At 36.8% G+C, this 19,439-nt stretch carries 23 protein-coding genes; 20 read left to right on the top strand and 3 right to left on the bottom strand.

All coding sequences use genetic code 11. The annotated features are described in order from the left end of the window. Positions 1 to 30: 30 nt before the first annotated feature. The gene (locus tag IV57_RS08670; RefSeq protein ID WP_057881123.1) at positions 31 to 1,434 is read right to left on the bottom strand and encodes an APC family permease; all 1,404 of its coding nucleotides are present in this window, start codon (positions 1,432 to 1,434) and stop codon (positions 31 to 33) included. A gap of 683 nt (positions 1,435 to 2,117) precedes the next feature. On the opposite strand from IV57_RS08670, the gene IV57_RS08665 reads away from it, so the two are divergent. From IV57_RS08665 to IV57_RS08640, 6 genes are all read left to right on the top strand, one after another. Further along, positions 2,118 to 2,969: a GRP family sugar transporter gene (locus IV57_RS08665; protein ID WP_057881128.1), complete on the top strand. Its 852-nt coding sequence runs from the start codon at positions 2,118 to 2,120 to the stop codon at positions 2,967 to 2,969. Positions 2,970 to 3,001: 32 nt separating this feature from the next. Beyond that, positions 3,002 to 3,787 carry a glucose-1-dehydrogenase gene (locus IV57_RS08660; protein ID WP_057881122.1) on the top strand — a complete coding sequence of 262 codons (786 nt, stop codon included), beginning with the start codon at positions 3,002 to 3,004 and terminating at the stop codon, positions 3,785 to 3,787. A 135-nt stretch (positions 3,788 to 3,922) separates the two neighbouring features. Continuing rightward, the gene (locus IV57_RS08655) at positions 3,923 to 4,588 is read left to right on the top strand and encodes a flavodoxin family protein (RefSeq protein ID WP_083488942.1); all 666 of its coding nucleotides are present in this window, start codon (positions 3,923 to 3,925) and stop codon (positions 4,586 to 4,588) included. Beyond that, the gene (locus IV57_RS08650) at positions 4,585 to 5,460 is read left to right on the top strand and encodes an alpha/beta hydrolase (RefSeq protein ID WP_083488941.1); all 876 of its coding nucleotides are present in this window, start codon (positions 4,585 to 4,587) and stop codon (positions 5,458 to 5,460) included. Before IV57_RS08655 ends, IV57_RS08650 begins: the two co-directional genes overlap by 4 nt. Positions 5,461 to 5,492: 32 nt before the next feature. Then, complete coding sequence (locus IV57_RS08645; protein ID WP_057881120.1) at positions 5,493 to 6,797, top strand: ferric reductase-like transmembrane domain-containing protein; 1,305 nt, start codon at positions 5,493 to 5,495, stop codon at positions 6,795 to 6,797. 21 nt (positions 6,798 to 6,818) lie between these two features. Then, the gene (locus IV57_RS08640; RefSeq protein WP_057881119.1) at positions 6,819 to 7,487 is read left to right on the top strand and encodes a flavodoxin; all 669 of its coding nucleotides are present in this window, start codon (positions 6,819 to 6,821) and stop codon (positions 7,485 to 7,487) included. Positions 7,488 to 7,504: 17 nt separating this feature from the next. Here the strand turns inward: IV57_RS08640 and IV57_RS08635 are convergent, their stop codons facing one another. Beyond that, positions 7,505 to 7,975, bottom strand: a complete 471-nt coding sequence (locus tag IV57_RS08635) for a MerR family transcriptional regulator (protein ID WP_057881118.1) — start codon at positions 7,973 to 7,975, stop codon at positions 7,505 to 7,507. A 193-nt stretch (positions 7,976 to 8,168) separates the two neighbouring features. Between IV57_RS08635 and IV57_RS08630 the strand changes: the two genes are divergently transcribed. The 9 genes from IV57_RS08630 to IV57_RS08590 all read left to right on the top strand — a co-directional run bounded on the left by IV57_RS08630 (position 8,169) and on the right by IV57_RS08590 (position 14,183). After that, the gene (locus tag IV57_RS08630) at positions 8,169 to 8,744 is read left to right on the top strand and encodes a flavodoxin (RefSeq protein ID WP_057881117.1); all 576 of its coding nucleotides are present in this window, start codon (positions 8,169 to 8,171) and stop codon (positions 8,742 to 8,744) included. Positions 8,745 to 8,812: 68 nt separating this feature from the next. Next, on the top strand, positions 8,813 to 9,841 hold the full coding sequence (locus tag IV57_RS08625; RefSeq protein ID WP_083488938.1) for an alpha/beta hydrolase: 1,029 nt from the start codon (positions 8,813 to 8,815) through the stop codon (positions 9,839 to 9,841). Between the two features lie 12 nt (positions 9,842 to 9,853). Then, positions 9,854 to 10,270 carry a cupin domain-containing protein gene (locus IV57_RS08620; RefSeq protein ID WP_057881116.1) on the top strand — a complete coding sequence of 139 codons (417 nt, stop codon included), beginning with the start codon at positions 9,854 to 9,856 and terminating at the stop codon, positions 10,268 to 10,270. Positions 10,271 to 10,300: 30 nt separating this feature from the next. Further along, positions 10,301 to 10,627, top strand: coding sequence for a carboxymuconolactone decarboxylase family protein (locus tag IV57_RS08615; protein ID WP_057881125.1), 327 nt, complete (start codon positions 10,301 to 10,303; stop codon positions 10,625 to 10,627). A gap of 18 nt (positions 10,628 to 10,645) precedes the next feature. Next, entirely contained in the window at positions 10,646 to 11,647 is a 1,002-nt protein-coding gene (locus tag IV57_RS08610) for an alpha/beta hydrolase (RefSeq protein ID WP_057881115.1), read from the top strand. 20 nt (positions 11,648 to 11,667) lie between these two features. Then, positions 11,668 to 12,567, top strand: coding sequence for an alpha/beta hydrolase (locus IV57_RS08605; protein ID WP_057881114.1), 900 nt, complete (start codon positions 11,668 to 11,670; stop codon positions 12,565 to 12,567). 68 nt (positions 12,568 to 12,635) lie between these two features. Next, complete coding sequence (locus IV57_RS08600) at positions 12,636 to 13,118, top strand: flavodoxin (RefSeq protein ID WP_083488937.1); 483 nt, start codon at positions 12,636 to 12,638, stop codon at positions 13,116 to 13,118. 73 nt (positions 13,119 to 13,191) lie between these two features. After that, a complete protein-coding gene (locus tag IV57_RS08595; protein WP_057881113.1) occupies positions 13,192 to 13,752 on the top strand; it encodes a TMEM175 family protein in 561 nt (186 codons plus the stop codon). An 8-nt stretch (positions 13,753 to 13,760) separates the two neighbouring features. Continuing rightward, a complete protein-coding gene (locus tag IV57_RS08590) occupies positions 13,761 to 14,183 on the top strand; it encodes a MerR family transcriptional regulator (protein WP_057881112.1) in 423 nt (140 codons plus the stop codon). Positions 14,184 to 14,254: 71 nt separating this feature from the next. Here IV57_RS08590 and IV57_RS08585 read toward each other — a convergent pair whose 3' ends face one another. Beyond that, positions 14,255 to 15,121: a LysR family transcriptional regulator gene (locus IV57_RS08585; protein WP_057881111.1), complete on the bottom strand. Its 867-nt coding sequence runs from the start codon at positions 15,119 to 15,121 to the stop codon at positions 14,255 to 14,257. Positions 15,122 to 15,241: 120 nt separating this feature from the next. On the opposite strand from IV57_RS08585, the gene IV57_RS08580 reads away from it, so the two are divergent. The 5 genes from IV57_RS08580 (at position 15,242) to IV57_RS13485 (ending at position 19,400) form a co-directional block, all read left to right on the top strand. Beyond that, on the top strand, positions 15,242 to 16,099 hold the full coding sequence (locus tag IV57_RS08580; protein WP_057881110.1) for an aldo/keto reductase: 858 nt from the start codon (positions 15,242 to 15,244) through the stop codon (positions 16,097 to 16,099). 440 nt (positions 16,100 to 16,539) lie between these two features. Further along, the gene (locus IV57_RS08575; protein WP_057881109.1) at positions 16,540 to 17,391 is read left to right on the top strand and encodes an aldo/keto reductase; all 852 of its coding nucleotides are present in this window, start codon (positions 16,540 to 16,542) and stop codon (positions 17,389 to 17,391) included. 24 nt (positions 17,392 to 17,415) lie between these two features. Beyond that, complete coding sequence (locus IV57_RS08570; protein WP_057881108.1) at positions 17,416 to 18,063, top strand: NAD(P)H-binding protein; 648 nt, start codon at positions 17,416 to 17,418, stop codon at positions 18,061 to 18,063. A gap of 30 nt (positions 18,064 to 18,093) precedes the next feature. After that, positions 18,094 to 18,837, top strand: a complete 744-nt coding sequence (locus IV57_RS08565; protein WP_057881107.1) for an SDR family oxidoreductase — start codon at positions 18,094 to 18,096, stop codon at positions 18,835 to 18,837. Positions 18,838 to 18,917: 80 nt separating this feature from the next. Beyond that, positions 18,918 to 19,400, top strand: a complete 483-nt coding sequence (locus IV57_RS13485; protein ID WP_338025670.1) for an MFS transporter — start codon at positions 18,918 to 18,920, stop codon at positions 19,398 to 19,400. Positions 19,401 to 19,439: the final 39 nt, after the last annotated feature.

Below are 19,439 nucleotides of genomic sequence, written 5' to 3'. Positions count from 1 at the left end.
CAAGAAACTGTTTTGTCACAGCCTCTTTTTTTAGTCCTCTGATTGTAATTTAGAATGATTGATCCCGTAAATGAAGTAGAAGATAACTCCCAGAACTAACCAAATTGAAACGGAAATCTTAGTCAGATTAGGCAACATCACGATGAAGTAAACACTGAATAATCCGGCTAGAATCGGCAAGAATGGATAAAGTGGCATTTTGAAACCATTATTGACGATATCTTTGCGACGTCTCAAAGGGATAACTCCAAATGAGATGAAGGCAAAGGCTAATAGGGTTCCAGCATTAATCAAAGAAGCCAATTGAGTTAATGGCACCATTCCGGCAAAGAAAGTCTGGATAACGGTAGCGATGATGATGGCATTAGTTGGAACGGAATGTTTGGAATTAACTTTACCCAAGAACTTAGGCAATAATCCGTCGCGTCCTAAGGCATAAACCAAACGTGAACCACCAAAGAACATCGTTACCATGGCAGTAAAGATACCAATTAAAGCACCTAAAGTGATGATTTTATTCCAGCCACCAAGATGAATAACTTTCAAAGCATAAGCAGCGGGATCATCAACGTTTAGTTTTGTGTAATGAACGATTCCAGTTAGCACTAGTGAGAAAGCTACATATAATACTACGGCTACGATAACTGTTCCAATGATACCTTTAACAACGTTTTTACCGGGATCAACTGTTTCAGCTGAGTTGGCAGCCAAAGCATCGAAACCAATAAAGGCAAAGAAGACTGTGGCAGCAGCGGTTGAAATTCCACCTAAACCAAAGGGTGTTGAATGGAATTTAGCTGGATAGAATGGTACATAGTTGGCTTTGTTAATGTAAAAAACACCAACAGCGACAAATAAAATAATAATGGCAACTTTGATTACTACGGCGATATTTTCAATTCGTTTTGATAAATTAACACCTTGGAAAATAATAGCAGCGACAACTAGGACAATTAAACTGGCGGTCAAGTTGATAACGCCACCTTCCATTGGTCCTGCTTGGAGTGCTTTAGGTAAAGTGAGTCCGAATGATGCCAAAATATTATCATTAAAATAGGAAGCAAAACCAGTTGCTTCAGCGGAAACGGCCAGGAAATACTCTAGTATTAAGGCCCAACCAAGTAACCAACCGATAAATTCTCCATAGATAACTGATCCAAAGGAATAAGCCGAACCAGCAACTGGCATGGCCGATGAAAATTCAGCGTAGGCCATACCGACCATTCCGGAAACTAACGCGGCGACTAAAAAGGCAATCACTACAGCTGGACCGGCATGTAAAGCGGCTTCGTGTCCCGGCAAGATAAAGATACCTGTACCAATAACCGCTCCGATTCCCAAAGCCACTAAATCTTTGGCATGCAGAGTTCTCACTAAATGAGAATCTGCCTTCACATAATTTTCGACACTTTCTTTCTTAAAAATATTTTTCATATAAATCCCCCATAACAAATAGTCTTTATTTAAATCCCCGTTTAATTGAAAAATGTATCTTTCATTATTACTGAAATGATAATCAAGTACAACCGGATCTTTAATATAATTACAATTTTATTAAATGAAAACGTTTTTAATTAGAAAATGAACTGAATAAGCATTTATATACTGCCAATCTCCGCAAGGAAGAAAAAATTGGCTGGAACATAGCGGGCACAACTAGGAACCTATCATCAAAGCCTTCGGCATTGACAATAGTTTTCAAGCTTGGCCTTTTACTAATCCGGCAAGATCAATCGAATAAGTAAAATCTCGCTATTGAGCCATTTTTTCTTCCTTGCTCCGAGCTAGTTGGTTAGTTTCTATATTGTGTAATTGAGAACTATTTTTTTATGTTACTGACTTCAAATAGATATTTAGTATTAAAGTTTATCTTTCTAAGGACTAGTAAAAGCCTGTATCGACTGAATAAATCAGTTAATACAGGTTTTTGAGTTAAAAATATGTTTCTCATTAACAAAAACAAATAATCAAAGTGTTAATTTTTATGGAAGGTGGGAAACTAAGCATACGTTTTGAGTATACTACAATGCTTATCTAGTAATTTTTTATGTGCCAACTGGGACGTATACTATGTTCATCGCTTAAGAGAGAAACAGAAAGTTATGGAAGTGGAAAATATGAGTATTGTATTAATGTTATTACCAGCGATTGCTTGGGGAATTTTACCATTGGCAGTGGCTCGAATTAAAGGTAAACCCATCAACCAAATTTTTGGAACGGCTGTTGGAACTTTAATAGTTAGTATCGTGGTATTCCTAATAATAAGGCCAAATATTTCAATTATGAATTTTGTTCTAGCTGCTTTGGCAGGTGGTTTTTGGATCATTGGTCAGTTAGGCCAATACAATGCCTATCGTTCGATCGGTGTTTCACAGACAATGCCAATTTCAACTGGATTGCAATTGATTGGAACTTCATTTATCGGAGTTTTGATATTTGGAGAGTGGGCTTCAGTTAATGCCAAGATTTTTGGAGTAATTGGAATTCTACTATTAATTGTTGGTATTTCATTAACTGCTAAGAAAGATAATGGTAGACAAGCCAACAAACAAACGGGAACCTTGATGATGTTAGTTTTAACAACTGTTGGATTTCTAGTTTATAACTCAATTCCCAGAGCCATGACCTCATCAGGTTTGGCAATTTTCTTACCTGAGTCAGTTGGGATGGTAATTGCAGTCTTACTTTATATTATTTTCACGAAACAGCCTCAAGTATTACGAGAAAAAGCTAGTTGGCAAAGTTTGTTAGCTGGATTCATCTTCTCGATTGCGGCGATTACTTATATCTTGTCAGTTCGAGATAACGGTGTTAATTCGGCATTCGTAGTTTCTCAATTATCAGTTGTACTTTCAACTGTTGGTGGCATGGTCTTTCTACATGAAGCCAAGAGCCGTCACGAATTGATCTTAACAATTATCGGTTTGATTTTGATCGTTGGTGGAGCCATCATCACGACTATCTTTTAAAAAAATAAAAATTATTTCTGGAGGAATTTATTATGTATGAAGATTTAAATAAAAAAGTTGCAGTTATCACCGGTGGATCAAAAGGAATCGGAACAGCTATTTCAAAACGCTTTGGACAAGAACATATGTCAGTTGTGATTAATTACAATAGCGATGCCGAAGGCGCTCAGGTAGCGGCTGATGAAGTTGAACAAAATGGTGGTAAAGCCGTGATTGTTCAAGCTAATGTGGCAACTGAAGAAGGTAATGCAGCACTCTTAAAAGCTGCGCTTGATAACTTCGGCGATTTAGATATTTGGGTCAATAATGCTGGTATGGAAACTAAGTCACCAACCCATGAATTATCACTTGATGATTGGAATCGTGTGATTGCTATTGATCAAACTGGTGTTTTCTTAGGTTCAAAAACAGCTTTGAACTATTTCAAAGAGCAAGGTAAACCAGGAAATATTATCAATATGTCATCAGTTCATGAACAAATTCCATGGCCAACATTTTCTAGTTACGCTGCTGCCAAAGGTGGGGTCAAGATGTTCACCAAGACAATTGCAATGGAATATGCCAAAGAGGGTATTCGTGTTAATGCCATTGGACCTGGTGCCATCAATACACCAATCAATGCTAAGAAATTCGCTGATAAAGAACAATATGATCAAACAGTTTCCATGGTTCCAATGAACCGCATCGGTAAACCGGAAGAAGTTGCTGCCGGAGCTGCTTGGTTAGCATCATCTGAATCAAGTTATGTCACAGGTGTCACACTCTTTATTGATGGTGGAATGACACTTTACCCAGCCTTCATGAATGGTCAAGGTTAATTTAATAAAAATACTTGTCTTAAAGTGAACTTCAGGGTTTATTATCAGGACAATCTAAAGCCGATTAAACATTTGAAAAAAATATGGATCGTAATAATAGGACTAATTTTAATTTTGATAGGAGGAATCGTTTATATGAATTATGGAAAAGTTTCAATAACTAAGCAGAACAACACAATCGATTGCCAACCAATCAAGGCTACTCAGTTAGGTAGATCAGATAGTGCATGGCGCAATGGTTATGGGATGCCTTCAGATGGCAAGGATACTAATAGTCAGAATCAACCAACTAGAAAATTAACTAAGAATGCCAAAAGTATCATTATTTATTTCTCTCGTTCAGGCAGTACAGAATTATTAGCTAGCAAGATTGCTCAAGAAACTGATGCTGATATCTTAGAGATAGTTGTCAAAGACTCTTATTCTGGCAATTACCAAAAAACTTTATCTCGGGCTAATTCCGAACGTGAAAGTGAAAACTATCCCGAATTAAATATGTCAGTTCCAGATCTTAGTCAGTATCAAAATGTTTATCTAGGCTATCCAATTTGGGCAATGACTTTATCACATCCGATGACAGCATTTCTAGAAGCATATGGCAATCAATTGTCAGGAAAAAAGATTGCTCCATTCATGACTGAAGGTGGTTATGGTCAGGGTGATAGTGTCCAACGAATTCGTGAAATTCTACGAGAACAAGGAGCAACTAAGAACACTTTTACTTCGGCCTTGGTAGTTGATGGTAACAAAGTCGACAAGTCTGATAAGCGTGTAGATAAGTGGGTTGAACAAGTTAAATGAAAAAACAAAATATAATCATAATTGGAGTGATGTTATTGGCTTTTCTATCATTTAAGAGTCAGGTCGTAGAGGCAGCTTCTAATACGGGTAAAACCGAAACAATCAATTATCAAACAACGTATCATCAAAAGAAGTACCAAAAACAGGCGACAGTTTATTTACCAGCAAAATATGATGCTAGTAAAAAGCACAATATTGTTTACTTGATGCATGGCTCAACCGAGGGTGGCAGTGATTTTTATCAAGACGGTAACTTCAAACAAATTTTGGACAAATTGAATCGGACCGGTAAATTGAAAAACACAATTGCAGTTTTTCCAACTTATTATCCTAGTAGAAAATCGGTTAGTTCAGATTACTACAGTGATCGCCCACTGAATAAACATTTTGCTAAAGAAGAATTGGTTCAAGATTTGATGCCAGTAGTTGAACAGAAATATAAAACCTATGCGAAGACGACTGATGACAAAGGATTTCAAGCTTCTCGAAATCACCGAGCTTTTGGTGGATTCTCAATGGGTGCTATTACAACTTGGTATGTTTTTGAAAACGATTTGAAATATTTCCATGACTTTGTGCCAATGGCGGGTGATAGTTGGACGATTGAACCAGATGGTGGAGCTGTCGCCAGTAAAAAGACTGCTACTCGTTTAGCCAATTCAGTTGATTCCAAGTCATTTAAAATTATGGCAGGAGTTGGTTCTAATGATGGAACTAGTAGCTCTATGACACCACAGATGCAAGCAATGTGGCAATTACCAGAATTTAACCATCAAAACTTGCAATATTATACGCAAAAGGGTGGTAGCCATTCGCTAGATTCAGTTGATAAACAATTTGAACACTATGCAGGACAACTTTTTGAAAAATAAGTAATTTATTCAACTTGAGGGAGAACAAAAATATGTTAAGAAAACATCCAATTTCGTTATATCTAGTGTGGATAGCAATTTTAATATTATTGCCATTACCATTAATAATTCTTTTGAATAATGGATTGGTTGATTCACCAGGACGTCTAGCAATTTATGATGCTGGAGTGATTGCTTATATTTGGTGGTTAGGGATTGTTTTCTTAGCAACTCGTCCCAAATGGTTGGATCGCTTAATTGGTTTGCCAGCAATGTATTTTGTGCACGGAATGGTTGGTGTCTTAGCTTTAGTAGTAGCGACAATTCATGTGCAATTATCATTTTCAATGCATGCTATTATTCGGAATACCGGTCATATGGCCTGGTACTTAGCTATTTTTGGAGTGTTATATGCAACTTTCTTCCTATCAGGTTGGTTAGTAGATCGTTTTCCAGTAGCACAAAAGATGAAGAATAAATTACAATTTTTCTTTAAACATCAGTTGTCAGTTTGGATTCATCGTTTAAATATAGTGGTTATCTTGTTGATCTGGGTTCATGTCCAAGTTATTCCTCGAATAAGCAGTATTACACCATTTGTGATTGTCTTTGATATTTATACAGTCGCTGCTTTAGGAATTTATGCTTGGTATAAATTTGTTTCACCTAGTTCTGAAAAGAGAAGTGGCCAGGTTTTGCGTAATATTGCGGTTAGCGACCATGCGCGACAATTACAAGTGCAATTAGGAGCAGATTCTGAGAGACCTTTACCAGGAGATTTCTATTTCTTGAGTTTTCCTAAAATAAAGGGAGTTTCGAGTGAATCACATCCATTTTCCGTAACGAATATTCAAAGAAATAAATCTAAAACTGCAGTGACTTTCACCATTCAAACCAGTGGTGATTTTACGAAATCATTAAGTAAAATCAAGGCAGATGACGAAGTTAATTTAGAAGGACCATTCGGAAGATTTAATAAGATTATCGAAAAAGATTCAACTGAGATACCACTTATTTTGATTGGAATGGGAACTGGATTGGCACCATTGATTGATCTTTCAGATGCGTATGCAAATTCTCGACCAACTCATTTAATGTGGAGTTTACATGAAACAGAAACAAATATTTTTGATGATCAATTCGCTAACTTGAATATCAAATCAACCAAATTAAAATTTGAAAAACATTTCCATCGTTATTCAGCTAATGATTATCAAAAATCATTAACTCAGCAAGAGATTAATCAAGGACGGTTCATTATTGTGGGACCTGCCAGAGGTGTTTTGGAAACTGAAGAAACATTACACAAAATAGGTGTCAGTCGTAGTCGTTTAACCGATGAACGTTTGACCACGTAAAAATAGAGAGGAATTTTAAATATGCGTAAGAGAATAATTGCATTTATCAGTGCTATTGTAGTGATTTTAGTCGCTATCGTTGGATATAACGTATACAATCGACAAGCTAGTTCTGAATCAACAACTGCCAACAAGCAAGTAACTAAGCAAGTTACAAAAAAGAGCACTACTACTAATAAGAAGAATGGTAAAACTTTAATTGTCTACTTTTCTAGAACAGATGGTGTTTCAGGTGGTCATTTAAAGGTTGGACATACAAAGGTTGTCGCTGATTTTATTCAAAAACATACTGGTGCCGATGAATATGAGATTCAAGCAGCTAAGCCTTATCCTAAAAGCTACCAGGCCACAGCTGACCAAGCTCAAAAAGAACAACAAGATAATGCTCGTCCTAAGATCAAAGGAACTTTGCCTGATGTCAGTAAATATGACACCGTCTTTATTGGAGCACCAGTTTGGTGGGGTGAATATCCAATGATTGTTCGAACATTCATGGATGCGACTAATTTAGATGGCAAAACCGTTATTCCATTTACTACTCATATGGGTTCTGGACTGGGTAACACTCAAGAACAATTGAAAGAACAATATCCTAAATCCAAAGTTCGTGATGGACTTGGGGTTGAAGGAACGGATGCTAATAATTCTCAAAAGACAGTCGATAATTGGCTCAATAAGCTAGGATATTAAAAAAGCACGCGCTTCAATTAAGAAGGCGTGTTTTTTTCATCAGTGAATTCTTTATCTAAGGTAGTTGCCTTTTGAATATTATCTGGAAAATTCTGGTCAATATTTTTGGGGAATTGGTCTAACTTGTTATCATTCAAAACAGTAATGAAATGATTGATCCAGCGGTTGATCGTAATGTAATGTGCTTGGTCTTGGTTGAGCCTTATCTCTAGCATCTTTTGATACTCAGTCATCAGTTTGAAGCGCTGTTCTAGGGATGAACGTCCGTTAACAGTCAAATCCACGTAGGCTTTGACCATCTCGATAGGCATATCGGTTTCTCGTAAACCCTTAACCAGTTTTATCCAAATTAAATCGTCCTCATTAAAGATGCGGTTGTTGTATTTATCGCGTTTGACGTAAGGTAAAAGTCCCTTTTTATCATAGTATCTAATAGCTGATTGCGTAATCCCAATACGCTCAGCAGCTTCTTGGATTGAAATAATCAAAATTAATAGCCCTCATGGCTTTCCTAATGCAAAAATATCACAAAGTTTCTAATTAAAATATAGCACAAGTGTATTCTGGCACGTAAATATAGTACTTATGAATAAATTTTTTAGTAAATAAGTATTGCCTTGGAGCAAACTCCAAGGTTTAGTATCATCTATGAAATCATTAATAGTTAATGGAGGAATCAACATGTCAAAGAGAATCGTTTCAGTCATCGTATCATCAGTTGTTGCTTTCGTTGCAATATTTCTATTCGGTAATATGAATGGAAATACAGTGAAGGCCGCAACTACTGCAACAGGTAAGGTTCTGGTAGTTTACTATTCTAATTCAGGAACTACTGAGGATGCTGCTAAAAAAATTCAAAAACAAACTGGTGGAGATTTAGTTAAGTTAAGAATGTCTCCTAATTATCCCAGTAATTACGATAAATTAACTAAAGTTTCCAAGCGACAGATCGATAAGAATATTCACCCTGAGATTCTTAATAAAATTAATATGAAGAAATACAAGACGATTTTACTAGGATTCCCTACGTGGTATCAACGTCCACCAATGTTTATCAATACTTTCTTTGATAAGTATGATCTTAAAGGTAAGACAGTAGTACCTTTCTCAACTAGTATGAGTAGTCCAATGAGCGTCAATCGTCCCTATCTCAAGAAGATGGTACAAGGTAAAGGAATCAACTTACAATCTGGTTTCAGAGCTAATAGTTCAAAGAGTATAAATAAATATTTGAAAAAGAATAATTTAATAAAGTAAATCATTTGCCTTAAACTGCGGTTTAAGGGCTAAAATGTACGCGATTTCAAAATTGAGGAGATAAGCTTATGTCAAAAATGGTATTGAGTGAGGTTTCAATTTCAGAATTACCAAAGGTCAACGATAATCCTTGGGGATTGGTTTATAACGATGCAATTACTAAGAATGAAATTGGTAAAGTTAACATTCATCCAATCAGTTATATTCTGAACGGTTTGAAGATTGCTGCTAACATCTATACGCCTGCTAACTATGATCCTAAGAAGAAGTATCCAGCTTTAACAGTTGCCCATCCAAATGGGGGTGTTAAAGAACAAGTTGCTGGTTTGTTTGCTCAACGAATGGCTGAAAAGGGTTATATCACCATTACTGCTGACGCTTCTTATCAAGGTGGATCAGAAGGTGAACCAAGAATGGTTGATAACCCAGCTTTTCGTGTTGAAGATATCCATGGTATGGCTGATGCTTTATCAATTTTCCCAGGTGTCGATTTTGAGAGAATGGGTGCCTTTGGAATTTGTGGTGGCGGTGGTTATACACTCCGTGCCGGACAAACTGACAAACGTTTCAAGACCGTAGCTACTTTATCAGCCTTCAATTCAGGCCTTGTTAGAAGAAATGGTTTCTTAGATTCCGAAGCTAATACAATCCAAGATAAATTAAAGAATGCTTCCGATGCTCGTCAAAAAGAGGTTCTTGGTGAAGGCGTTGATTACACACCCGATTTGAAGAAGATGGCGCCAGAAGATGCTGCCAAATTACCATACGATTTGTATAAAGAAGGTTACACCTACTACGCTCAAACTAATGCTCATCCCAAGTCATCATTTGTTTATACCGTCAGCAGCTTGTTGAACTTGATGACCTTTGATGCTTCAGTAAATATGGATTTGATCAACGTTCCTTTATTGATGATGGCTGGTTCAGCGGCTGATACTTTCTACTTAACAGAGAAGGCTTATGCCAACGCTACAAGTACCAAGGACAAGGAATTGTTCTTAATTCCAGGAGCACATCATATTGAAACTTACTGGAAACCAGAATTTGTAGAACAAGAAGTTGCTAAATTAACTGACTGGTTAAGTACCAGATTATAGGAGGAAATTGTATTGGCAAAATATGAGGATGAAGTTAAAAACAATATGTTTGGTTTCGGTGATTTGAATGAAGCTTATGGTAAATATTTTACTGGTGATAGCTTTGCCAAAGGACTCGTACCATCAGAAGGAAATATTGATTTTAATGTCGTAAATGTCAACTTTGCACCCGGAGTACGTAACAACTGGCACATTCATCATGATGGTTATCAAATCATTATGGTTACTGCTGGTGAAGGCTGGTCTCAAATTGAAGGTGAGGAACCTCGTAGTTTGAAACCTGGCGACGTTGTTGTCTTCAAAGATGGCGTTAAACACTGGCATGGTGCTAAAAAAGGATCATGGTTCTCACATTTGGCAATCACTAAAGGTACTACTGAATGGTTGGAACCAGTATCAGATGCTGATTACGACAAATTACCAGAATAATTAAATTGATGAGAAATGAGGATGATTCAAATGGCAGATAAAATTACAGCAGGTCACGATCGTTTAGGAGATTTTGCACCACAATTTGCACATTTTAATGATGATGTTTTGTTTGGTGAAGTTTGGTCACGTGAGGATAAACTTTCTGCTCACGACAGAAGTATGATCACTATTGCCGCTTTGATGTCAGCAGGAAATTTTGAACAACTCAAGAGCCATTTAATAATGGGCAAGGCTCATGGAATTACCAAGGATGAAATTGTTGAAATCATTACCCAATTAGGATTCTATTGTGGTTGGCCTAAGGCTTGGAGTGCTTTCAATCTTGCTAAAGAAGTTTATGAGGAAAAAGCTTAGTTCAGGGAGGAACAAGTTATGTCTGATGAAAATTTAGAGATTAAGAACCAAGGATTCTATTCAGCTGGTGGTATCGTTCAAAAAACTGCAGGAACTTTTGATCCAATTAAAGGTCAAATGGCACCAGAGGGACAAATTAGACATTCGGATCATGCCAATGTCTTTTATCAAGAACCAACTAAGGGCAATGGTCACAAAATTATGTTTTTACCTGGTTATGGTCAATCGAGAGTTAGTTATATGACTACTCCAGATGGTCGTCCGGGATTCTCAGATATCTTTTTGAAAAAAGGCTACGGTGTTTATCTACTTGATCAACCAAGACGTGGTGAAGCTGGACAATCATCAGTTCCAATTACTATCAGTGCCCAACCGGATGACTTGAATTGGTTTACGCAATTTAGATTAGGTCTTTGGCCTAACTTTATGGATAATACCCAATTCCCTAAAGACGATGAATCAGTTGATCAATTCTTTAGACAGATGACACCAGATACTGGTGAAATTGATTTTCCATTGATTACTTCAACAACTGTTGCTGCTTTGAAGAAATCAGGACCAGCTGTATTAATGACCCACTCACAAGGTGGAGTCCCTGGCTGGATGATCGGTTCAGCAAGCGATGATGTCACAGCTATTATCGCAATTGAACCGGGAGCTTTTGTTTTCCCTAAGGATGATGTTCCTGAAAAAATTGTTACTAAGTATCCAATGGCAATTGAGGGAATTCCTGTGTCTGATGAAGCTTATGCCAAATTAATTAAAAAACCAATTGTCGTTTATTATGGTGACAATATTCCTGATGAACCTTCAGATGTTCCAGCTTGGGACTTCTGGCGTGGTTCTGTACAAATGGCTCACAAGTTTGCTGAAGTTGTGAACACTCATGGTGGGGATGCCAAAATTGTTGAATTGCCAAAAGCAGGTATTAAAGGCAATGATCATTTCATGTTCCAAGATCTAAATAATCAAGAAATTGCTGACCATATGGCTGATTGGTTAACAGAAAGAAATCTATAAAATAAATCAGGTGAATTTTAATGGATGAAGTTGAAAAAATTGTAGCAATCAAAGCACCACTTGAAGAATATAATTCCACACCAGTTGTTTTTGATAATGAAGACTCAGGCTTGAAATTATCTGGAATTGTTTATACGCCAGTTAATATGAAAGCCGATGCCAAGTTACCAGGTTTGGTAGTCCAAGGACCAATGGGCGCAACAAAAGAACAAACGCAAAGTTTGTATGCTCAACTGATGGCTATCAAAGGCTATGTAACTATGGTTTACGATTATTCCTATCTTGGCGCTAGTCAAGGTCAACCACGTGGAACTGAAGATCCTAATGTCAAAGCTAGTGATATCAAAAGTGCTATTACTTTCTTGAGTACTTATAAGAATGTTGATGCTAAACACTTAGGTGCCATTGGTATCTGTGGCTCAGGTGTTTATCTGCCATTGGAAGCACTACATGAAACACGCCTTAATGCAATTGTCTCAGTCAATCCCTTTACTGTAATTGATACTGTTAAGACAGCTCCAGAAGAAGAAATCCAGGCTCAAAAGGATCTTTATGAGAAGACTGGTAAAGCAACCCGACTTGATTTGATTGAACCAGGTTCTGAAGGTGCTGAATATTACTTCGACTATAAACGTGGAGCAGCCGTTAACCGTGTTGAATTTGTTTCATGGTCACAACTAGACTGGCAGAAGTTCCATCCAACAGAAATCGTTAAAGATTTGAAACAACCATATTTGATGATCTGTGGTGAGAATGCCTTCACTCGTCCTGGCGCTGAAGTGATGTTCAAGAATGCTGGTAGTGAGAATAAAAAATTAGTTATTATCCCTAAGGCTCGTCACTTTGACCTTTATGATGGTGAAGACTATGTTCCAACAGCAATTGAAAATATTACTGAATTCTTGAAGGAAAATATTTAAGTAAAATAAGAGAAATTGATTCCAACTGGATCAGTTTCTTTTCTTATTAAATAGAAGGAAGTTTAATAATGGCTGCAGATAATAAAAAAGTAATTATTTATTTTACCAGTTCTGGAACAACAAAACGTGCTGCTGAAAAGATTCAACAAGCAACTCATGCCGATATTTTTGAATTACAAGCAGCAGAACCATATCCTCAGGATTATGAAGCTGTTGCTGCTCGTGGTAAAAAGGAAATGGATAGTAAAACTCATCCGGAAATTGCTGAAGACGAGTTACCCGACTTTTCTAAATACGACGAGATTTTTGTTGGTTTTCCAACTTGGTGGAGCCAACCACCAATGATCATCCACTCATTGTTTGACGTGGTCGATTTCAGTGGCAAGACAGTTATTCCTTTTACAACTAGTATGAGTTCAACAATTGATGATTCAATGCTAGTGTTTGATGAGATGACCGCTAAAGATAATGGTGTGAAATTAACCGATGGTATTAGATATGATAATGATGGTAATTTAAGTAATTTCTTAAAGCGTAATAATTTAATTTAATTATTGATAGAATCTTTCACAAATAATCTATAATTGAGATATCTTATGAGGATTATTACGGGAGGGATTATTTATGAATAATGAACGATTAACGGCATTTGAAGATGCCATCCTAGCAATTATTATGACTATTTTAGTTTTGGATTTGAGTAAACCCAAGGAGGTATCTTGGGCCGGACTGTGGGATTTACGAATTAGCTTCTTTGCCTATGCTTTGTCATTCTTTTGGATTGGTTTAATGTGGATGTCACATCACAACAACTGGCGTTTAGTTCATATCATTGATATGAAAACAATTTTATTAACACTGGTTTTGTTGTTTTTTGCTTCACTATTTCCATACACAACTAGCTTGGTATCAGAAAACTTCAATAATTCTACAGCTCAAGTATTCTATGGCTTGATTATCATTGCTATTTCACTATTGAATGTGGCTTTATCTCAAAATCTAGGTCGTCTGAATCCTAAGGCTAACTTTGGGTTATTGTATAAAACTCCGAATCGAGTGGTTTTCTTAGACTTAGGTATCAAATTTATTGGACTAGTTCTTGCGATTACCGTTTATCCAGCCGCTATGATCTATTCAATTTTTATTGCTAGTGTAGTTTTAGGCTTCAATTTTTCAAAGGAGTAATAAATACGATGAATATCAAACAAGCTGCCGAACAATTTGGCATTACAACCGATACACTCAGGTATTACGAACGGGTGGGTATTATTCCACCAGTAACTCGTAACGAATCAGGTTATCGTGATTTTTCTGTAAGTGATCTGAATTGGGTGTATTTGGTCAAAACTCTTCGTTCAGCGGGATTGTCGATTGAATCCTTAATTGAATTTTCTAAATTAGCTCAGGAAGAAAGAACTGAGCAAGTTCAAAAAGCTCAGAAGAGTATTTTGAATGAGCAACGTGATGAAATTGATGATAAGATTGCTGAATTGCAAAAGACTCGTGAGCTTCTATCCTACAAGATAGATACTTATGATAAACATATTGCTAAATTTAGTAGTCAAGATATGAAAAATTCTCCAGAGGAACTTTGGAAAAAATTTGAACAGAGATAGTTACATTGGAGTTTCCAATGAACGTAAAAAGACTCCAATAATTTCGGATTATTGGAGTCTTTTTTTCGTAATTACGATTGTTGCCATTTTTGAGTCAGAGTTTTGATAACTGGAGCAACTCGTTTCTTTTGTTTTTTGAGATAGGCTGCATAAAGATCGATTGTACTAGCATCATCGCTAATGGTAATGCGAACTCGATCATCATCTTCAGTTTGCAAATGGTTATCAAGTCCAGAAATATTGGTATTGAAATAAGGGAAGTTAGAATATCTCGTAATTTCAGTAAAGGCTTCAGTTTGTTCCTGATAGAGGAATTTAGCATCAGGGATGTTATCTTGGATAATCTGTTTCCAAAGTCCAATATCACTGATAACGACAAAACTCATTCCTTTGAGTTCTTTGAAAGTAACTGAATTTTGATTGGCTAAGTATGTGAACTTATCCAAATTGACTGAAAGATGTTCACTACCAATGTAACGGGATTCAATCGTATCAGTCATGATTTCTTTATCGGTTAAGACAAATGAAAAGTCGTTATTTTCTAGTTTACCGATAACTGAATCATCAGCTAATAGGTCATCAGATAGTTCTACTTCAGTGGGTAGGTCCTTTAAACTACGTAAAAGAATCATCGGACCTGGAACAACAGAACCAATACGAAGAACTTTGTGGCTATCCTCATATTTACGGATAGTTTCAACAAAATTATTATTTTGATCTAGTACTTTTTGAGCTTCTTTAGCAGCTAATTCCCCGGTCTTAGTTAGGGAGATGTGGTTTGGTTGACGGTCAAAAATTTTAACATTCAATTCATCCTCTAACTTCTGCATCCCTCTAGTAACAGTTGGTTGGGTAACTAGGAGTTGTTCAGCAGTGGCAGCTAGCGTGCCGTATTTTTTGAAAGTAACTAGTTCCTCAAGTAGATAGTTATCAATCATTTCTTCACCTCATTTAATCACTATACGTCAAACGTATGGTAGCATGTTTATCTGGTAATTTTCAAGTGATAGCTCAGGCCATATAATGAATTCATCAAGTAAACAAAGAGGTTATCAAATATGCAAACAGTTAAATTAAATAATGGAATTGAAATGCCACAATTAGGGTTCGGAGTTTTCCAAGTTACCGATTTAAAACAATGTGAGGATGCAGTCGTTGAAGCTATTGCTTCTGGATATCGTTTAATCGATACTGCCGCTGCTTATCAAAATGAAGCTGCCGTTGGTCGTGCTATCAAACGTTCAGGAATTGATCGTAAGGAATTATTCATCACTTCTAAACTTTGGGTTTCTGATGCTAGTTATGACCGTGCCAAGAAGGGGATCGAAACTTCCTTAAATAACTTAGGTGTTGATTATCTTGATCTTTATCTCTTACACCAACCATATGGTGATGTTGCTGGAGCATGGAGAGCTTTGGAAGAAGCCTATAAAGCAGGTAAGATTCGTGCTATCGGAGTTTCCAACTTCTACGCTGATCAATTAAAGAACTTAGAATTATCAAATGAAATCAAACCAGTTGTTAACCAAATTGAAGTTAACCCTTGGTATCAACAAGGTTCAGAAGTTGATTTTGCTCAAAGCGAAGATATTCGGGTTGAAGCCTGGGCACCATTCGCTGAAGGAAAGCATGACATCTTTACTAATGAAACGATTGCTCAAATTGCTCAAAAGTATGGCAAATCTAACGGTCAAGTTATCTTGAGATGGTTGTTACAACGTGGAATCGTCGTAATTCCTAAGTCAGTTCACAAGAACCGTATGGAAGAAAACATCAACGTCTTTGATTTTGAATTGACTGCTGATGAGATGAAGACGATGGCTAGTTTGGATAAACGTGAAAGTCAATTCTTCGACCACCGTGATCCTGTAACTATCGAACAAATCTTTGGTTCAAGCTTGGCTCAATTGAAATAAGATTGTTGTTGTGTGATATGCCGCCTTCCACAAAAATTGAAATTCGGCTGGAACGTGGTGGGCACGTCTTGGAGTCCTACGGTCTTCAAGCTCGGCCTTTATCTTAGTGGGGAACCCACTTAGATAAATTTCATCACTGAGCCGATTTCAATTTTTGCTCCAGGCTAGTGTATTAGTTCCTTCTTGAATTATTTTCTATAGAAGTTTCAAATTAATAAAAAGATTAAAAATAATATCTAGTCGTAGCGGAGCAATTCTAGGTCTCAGCTGTGAAATTTCACTTAGCTGGTGAAACCAGGTTAGTGAAAGACTCGATTTGGAAACAATTTTTGAATTTTAAAATTGGTTTCAAACGATGTCCACGGCGTTCCAGACCTAGATATTGCGTAGTGGAGACGGCAGTTAAAAATAAGATATAAATTACGTGAGGATAATTAAATATGACAGAAGCAACTTTCAAATTAAATAATGATGTAGAAATCCCTGAAATGGGTATCGGTACTTTTCAAATGCCTGTTGATAAAGCTGAACAAGCTGTAGTTGATGCGTTAGAAGATGGATATCGTTTGATCGATACTGCTAACGGTTATATGAATGAAACTGGCGTTGGTCGTGGTATTAAACGTTCTGGTGTTGACCGTTCCGATATTTTCTTGAGTACGAAATTATGGCCCACCGTTTATACTGACAAGAATGCTGTTGATGATACGTTGCAACGTTTGGGAACTGATTATGTTGATTTGATGTTCTTACATCAACCAGCGGGTGATTTCTTGGCCGGATACAAACAACTTGAAGAAGCTTACAAAGCTGGCAAAATCAAAGCTATTGGAATTTCTAATTTCCAAGGTGACAAGTTACAACAGATTTTGGATAACGCTGAGATCAAACCACAAGTGATTCAATCAGAAGCACATCCATATTTCACCGAAGATGCTGTTAGAGAAACTTTGAAACCATTCGGTACTCGTTTGATGGCTTGGTATCCATTAGGCCATGGTGATAAGAGTTTGATCAATGAACCAATCTTTGCCCAATTAGGTCAAAAATATGGCAAATCGAGTGCCCAAGTTATCTTACTTTGGCACACCCAAATGGGCTTTATCGTGATTCCTGGTTCAACAAACCCTGATCACATTAAGGACAATCACAATATCTTTGATTTCACTTTAACCGATGAGGAAATGAATCAAATCGCTGCCATTAAGAAAAATATTCGTTATTACACACCATCCGCTGAAGGTGAAGAACGTTATGCCAAGATGGAATTAGATTTTAGTTCGGAAAAATAAACTTATAAATTGGAGAATTTTAAAATGAAAAAAGTATTAGTATTGGGCGCTTACGGCCAAATTGCCAGAATCGTAGAAGATCGTATTTTGAAGGAACAACCAGATGTTGAATTGACACTATTCTTGCGTAATAGTAGTCGACTAAGTAATTTAGCAGAAAATAAAAACGTCACTCTAGTTGATGGCGATATCAATGATTACGATGCTGTTAACGCAGCTATGAAGGATCAAGATTTAGTTTATGTTTCATTCGTTGATCATGATAGTAACAACACCATGACTAAGAATGTTATTAAAGCTATGCAAGAAAACAAGGTTGAACGTGTTGTCGAATCAAGTTTGTTAGGTCTTTATAATGAAGTTCCTGGTGAATATGGTCGTTGGAACTATGAACAAGTTAAGAGTGGTTTAGGTGCTGCTATCAGTGCTGACAAGTTATTGGCTGATTCTGGTTTAACTTATACTACTTTACGTTTCCCATGGTTGAATGATCGTGATGAAGTTAAGTACGTTATTACTCACAAAGATGAACAATATCTCGGTGTTTCTGGTTCACGTCAAAGTATGGCTGACGTTATCGTTAAGATCATTGCTGATCCAGAATATTTGAAGAATGATTCTGTTGGTATCGCTGATGCTGACACTCAAGGTGAAACTAGACCTGTCTACTAAACTAAAATTTTAATTAAGGAAGTATATTTAATGAGTGAAGCAAAAGTTGTTGTAATTACCGGAGCATCAAGTGGTATTGGTAAAGCTAGTGCTGAATTATTAGCCAAAGATGGTGCCAAATTAGTTTTGGGTGCTCGTCGTGAGAATATTCTCAAAGAAATTGCTGATAAGATTGAAAAACTGGGTGGTCAAGCAGCCTACAAAGCTACTGATGTAACTGATGATGCCCAAGTTGAAGAGTTAGCTAAATTAGCAATCGAAAAATTTGGTCGTATCGACGTTTGGATCAATAATGCTGGTATCATGCCCCAATCAGTTCTATCTGAAAAGAAGATTCAAGACTGGAACAATATGATCGATATCAATATCAAAGGTACTTTGTATGGTATTGGTGCTGCAATCCCTTATATGGATAAGCAAAAGTCTGGTCATATTATCAATGTTTCATCTGTTGCTGGTCACGTGGCCCATTCCGGCAGTGCAGTTTACTCAGCTACTAAGTATGCTGTTCGTGCTATCAGTGAATCATTGCGTCAAGAAATGGTCGATGCCAAAAATAATGTTCGTGTCACAGTTATTTCCCCTGGTGCCATTAATACCGAATTGTTATCATCTGTCACTGATCCAGAAGTTAAAGCTGGCATGGAGAAGTTCTATGCTGCATACAGTATTCCGGTTGAACGGGTTGCTTTGACGATCAAGCAAGCAATTGATTTACCTGCTGATGCTGCTTGGAATGAAGTTATTATTCGTCCAACTAGTCAATTAGGTTAAATTTTAAAATTCTGAAAGCATCGCTACAAGATGGTGATGCTTTTTGTTTTGTCTAAAAGTGAGAGAAGGAGTCTTTATTAATGAATAAACAAAAATTTGGGATGGCTTTACCAATCATCCTCTTAACATATTTTATGATAATTTTGGATAATTCGATTATCTTTACCAGTACCGTTAAAATTGCACGTGATTTATCCTTAAGCAATCAATCATTGTCTTGGATCACGAATGCTTATGCTTTAACATTTGGTGGATTTTTATTATTCTCTGGAAAAGCAGGGGATGTCTTCGGTCGTAAGAGAGTTTATCTAATTGGACTAGTAATCTTTAGTATTAGTTCGCTATTGGTAGGATTATCAACCAATGCGGCCATGATTATTTCCATGCGAGCTATTCAAGGGATTGGTTCGTCGATTCTGGCACCAAGTACTTTGGCCTTATTAATGGATAATTACTCAGGTAATATGCGAACTAAAGCTATCGGATATTACGGTGCTACCGCTGGTCTTGGTTCCAGTTTTGGTTTAGTGATTGGTGGAATTATCGCTAGTTACTGGTCATGAAGAGTTGGTTTCTTTTTAAACTTTCCAATTGGAATTGTC

The organism is Companilactobacillus kimchiensis (genome assembly GCF_001438805.1).
In the GTDB taxonomy this organism is placed as follows: Bacteria; Bacillota; Bacilli; order Lactobacillales; family Lactobacillaceae; genus Companilactobacillus; species Companilactobacillus kimchiensis.
This window is presented reverse-complemented; position numbering and strand designations above follow the sequence as displayed.

What these genes read in the sequence shown, in the direction of transcription:
- IV57_RS08670 (WP_057881123.1), bottom strand. Translation starts at nt 1,434, where the DNA reads ATGAAAAATATTTTTAAGAAAGAAAGTGTCGAAAATTATGTGAAGGCA.
- IV57_RS08665 (WP_057881128.1), top strand. Translation starts at nt 2,118, where the DNA reads ATGAGTATTGTATTAATGTTATTACCAGCGATTGCTTGGGGAATTTTA.
- IV57_RS08660 (WP_057881122.1), top strand. Translation starts at nt 3,002, where the DNA reads ATGTATGAAGATTTAAATAAAAAAGTTGCAGTTATCACCGGTGGATCA.
- IV57_RS08655 (WP_083488942.1), top strand. Translation starts at nt 3,923, where the DNA reads ATGAATTATGGAAAAGTTTCAATAACTAAGCAGAACAACACAATCGAT.
- IV57_RS08650 (WP_083488941.1), top strand. Translation starts at nt 4,585, where the DNA reads ATGAAAAAACAAAATATAATCATAATTGGAGTGATGTTATTGGCTTTT.
- IV57_RS08645 (WP_057881120.1), top strand. Translation starts at nt 5,493, where the DNA reads ATGTTAAGAAAACATCCAATTTCGTTATATCTAGTGTGGATAGCAATT.
- IV57_RS08640 (WP_057881119.1), top strand. Translation starts at nt 6,819, where the DNA reads ATGCGTAAGAGAATAATTGCATTTATCAGTGCTATTGTAGTGATTTTA.
- IV57_RS08630 (WP_057881117.1), top strand. Translation starts at nt 8,169, where the DNA reads ATGTCAAAGAGAATCGTTTCAGTCATCGTATCATCAGTTGTTGCTTTC.
- IV57_RS08625 (WP_083488938.1), top strand. Translation starts at nt 8,813, where the DNA reads ATGTCAAAAATGGTATTGAGTGAGGTTTCAATTTCAGAATTACCAAAG.
- IV57_RS08615 (WP_057881125.1), top strand. Translation starts at nt 10,301, where the DNA reads ATGGCAGATAAAATTACAGCAGGTCACGATCGTTTAGGAGATTTTGCA.
- IV57_RS08610 (WP_057881115.1), top strand. Translation starts at nt 10,646, where the DNA reads ATGTCTGATGAAAATTTAGAGATTAAGAACCAAGGATTCTATTCAGCT.
- IV57_RS08605 (WP_057881114.1), top strand. Translation starts at nt 11,668, where the DNA reads ATGGATGAAGTTGAAAAAATTGTAGCAATCAAAGCACCACTTGAAGAA.
- IV57_RS08600 (WP_083488937.1), top strand. Translation starts at nt 12,636, where the DNA reads ATGGCTGCAGATAATAAAAAAGTAATTATTTATTTTACCAGTTCTGGA.
- IV57_RS08595 (WP_057881113.1), top strand. Translation starts at nt 13,192, where the DNA reads ATGAATAATGAACGATTAACGGCATTTGAAGATGCCATCCTAGCAATT.
- IV57_RS08590 (WP_057881112.1), top strand. Translation starts at nt 13,761, where the DNA reads ATGAATATCAAACAAGCTGCCGAACAATTTGGCATTACAACCGATACA.
- IV57_RS08585 (WP_057881111.1), bottom strand. Translation starts at nt 15,121, where the DNA reads ATGATTGATAACTATCTACTTGAGGAACTAGTTACTTTCAAAAAATAC.
- IV57_RS08580 (WP_057881110.1), top strand. Translation starts at nt 15,242, where the DNA reads ATGCAAACAGTTAAATTAAATAATGGAATTGAAATGCCACAATTAGGG.
- IV57_RS08575 (WP_057881109.1), top strand. Translation starts at nt 16,540, where the DNA reads ATGACAGAAGCAACTTTCAAATTAAATAATGATGTAGAAATCCCTGAA.
- IV57_RS08570 (WP_057881108.1), top strand. Translation starts at nt 17,416, where the DNA reads ATGAAAAAAGTATTAGTATTGGGCGCTTACGGCCAAATTGCCAGAATC.
- IV57_RS08565 (WP_057881107.1), top strand. Translation starts at nt 18,094, where the DNA reads ATGAGTGAAGCAAAAGTTGTTGTAATTACCGGAGCATCAAGTGGTATT.
- IV57_RS13485 (WP_338025670.1), top strand. Translation starts at nt 18,918, where the DNA reads ATGAATAAACAAAAATTTGGGATGGCTTTACCAATCATCCTCTTAACA.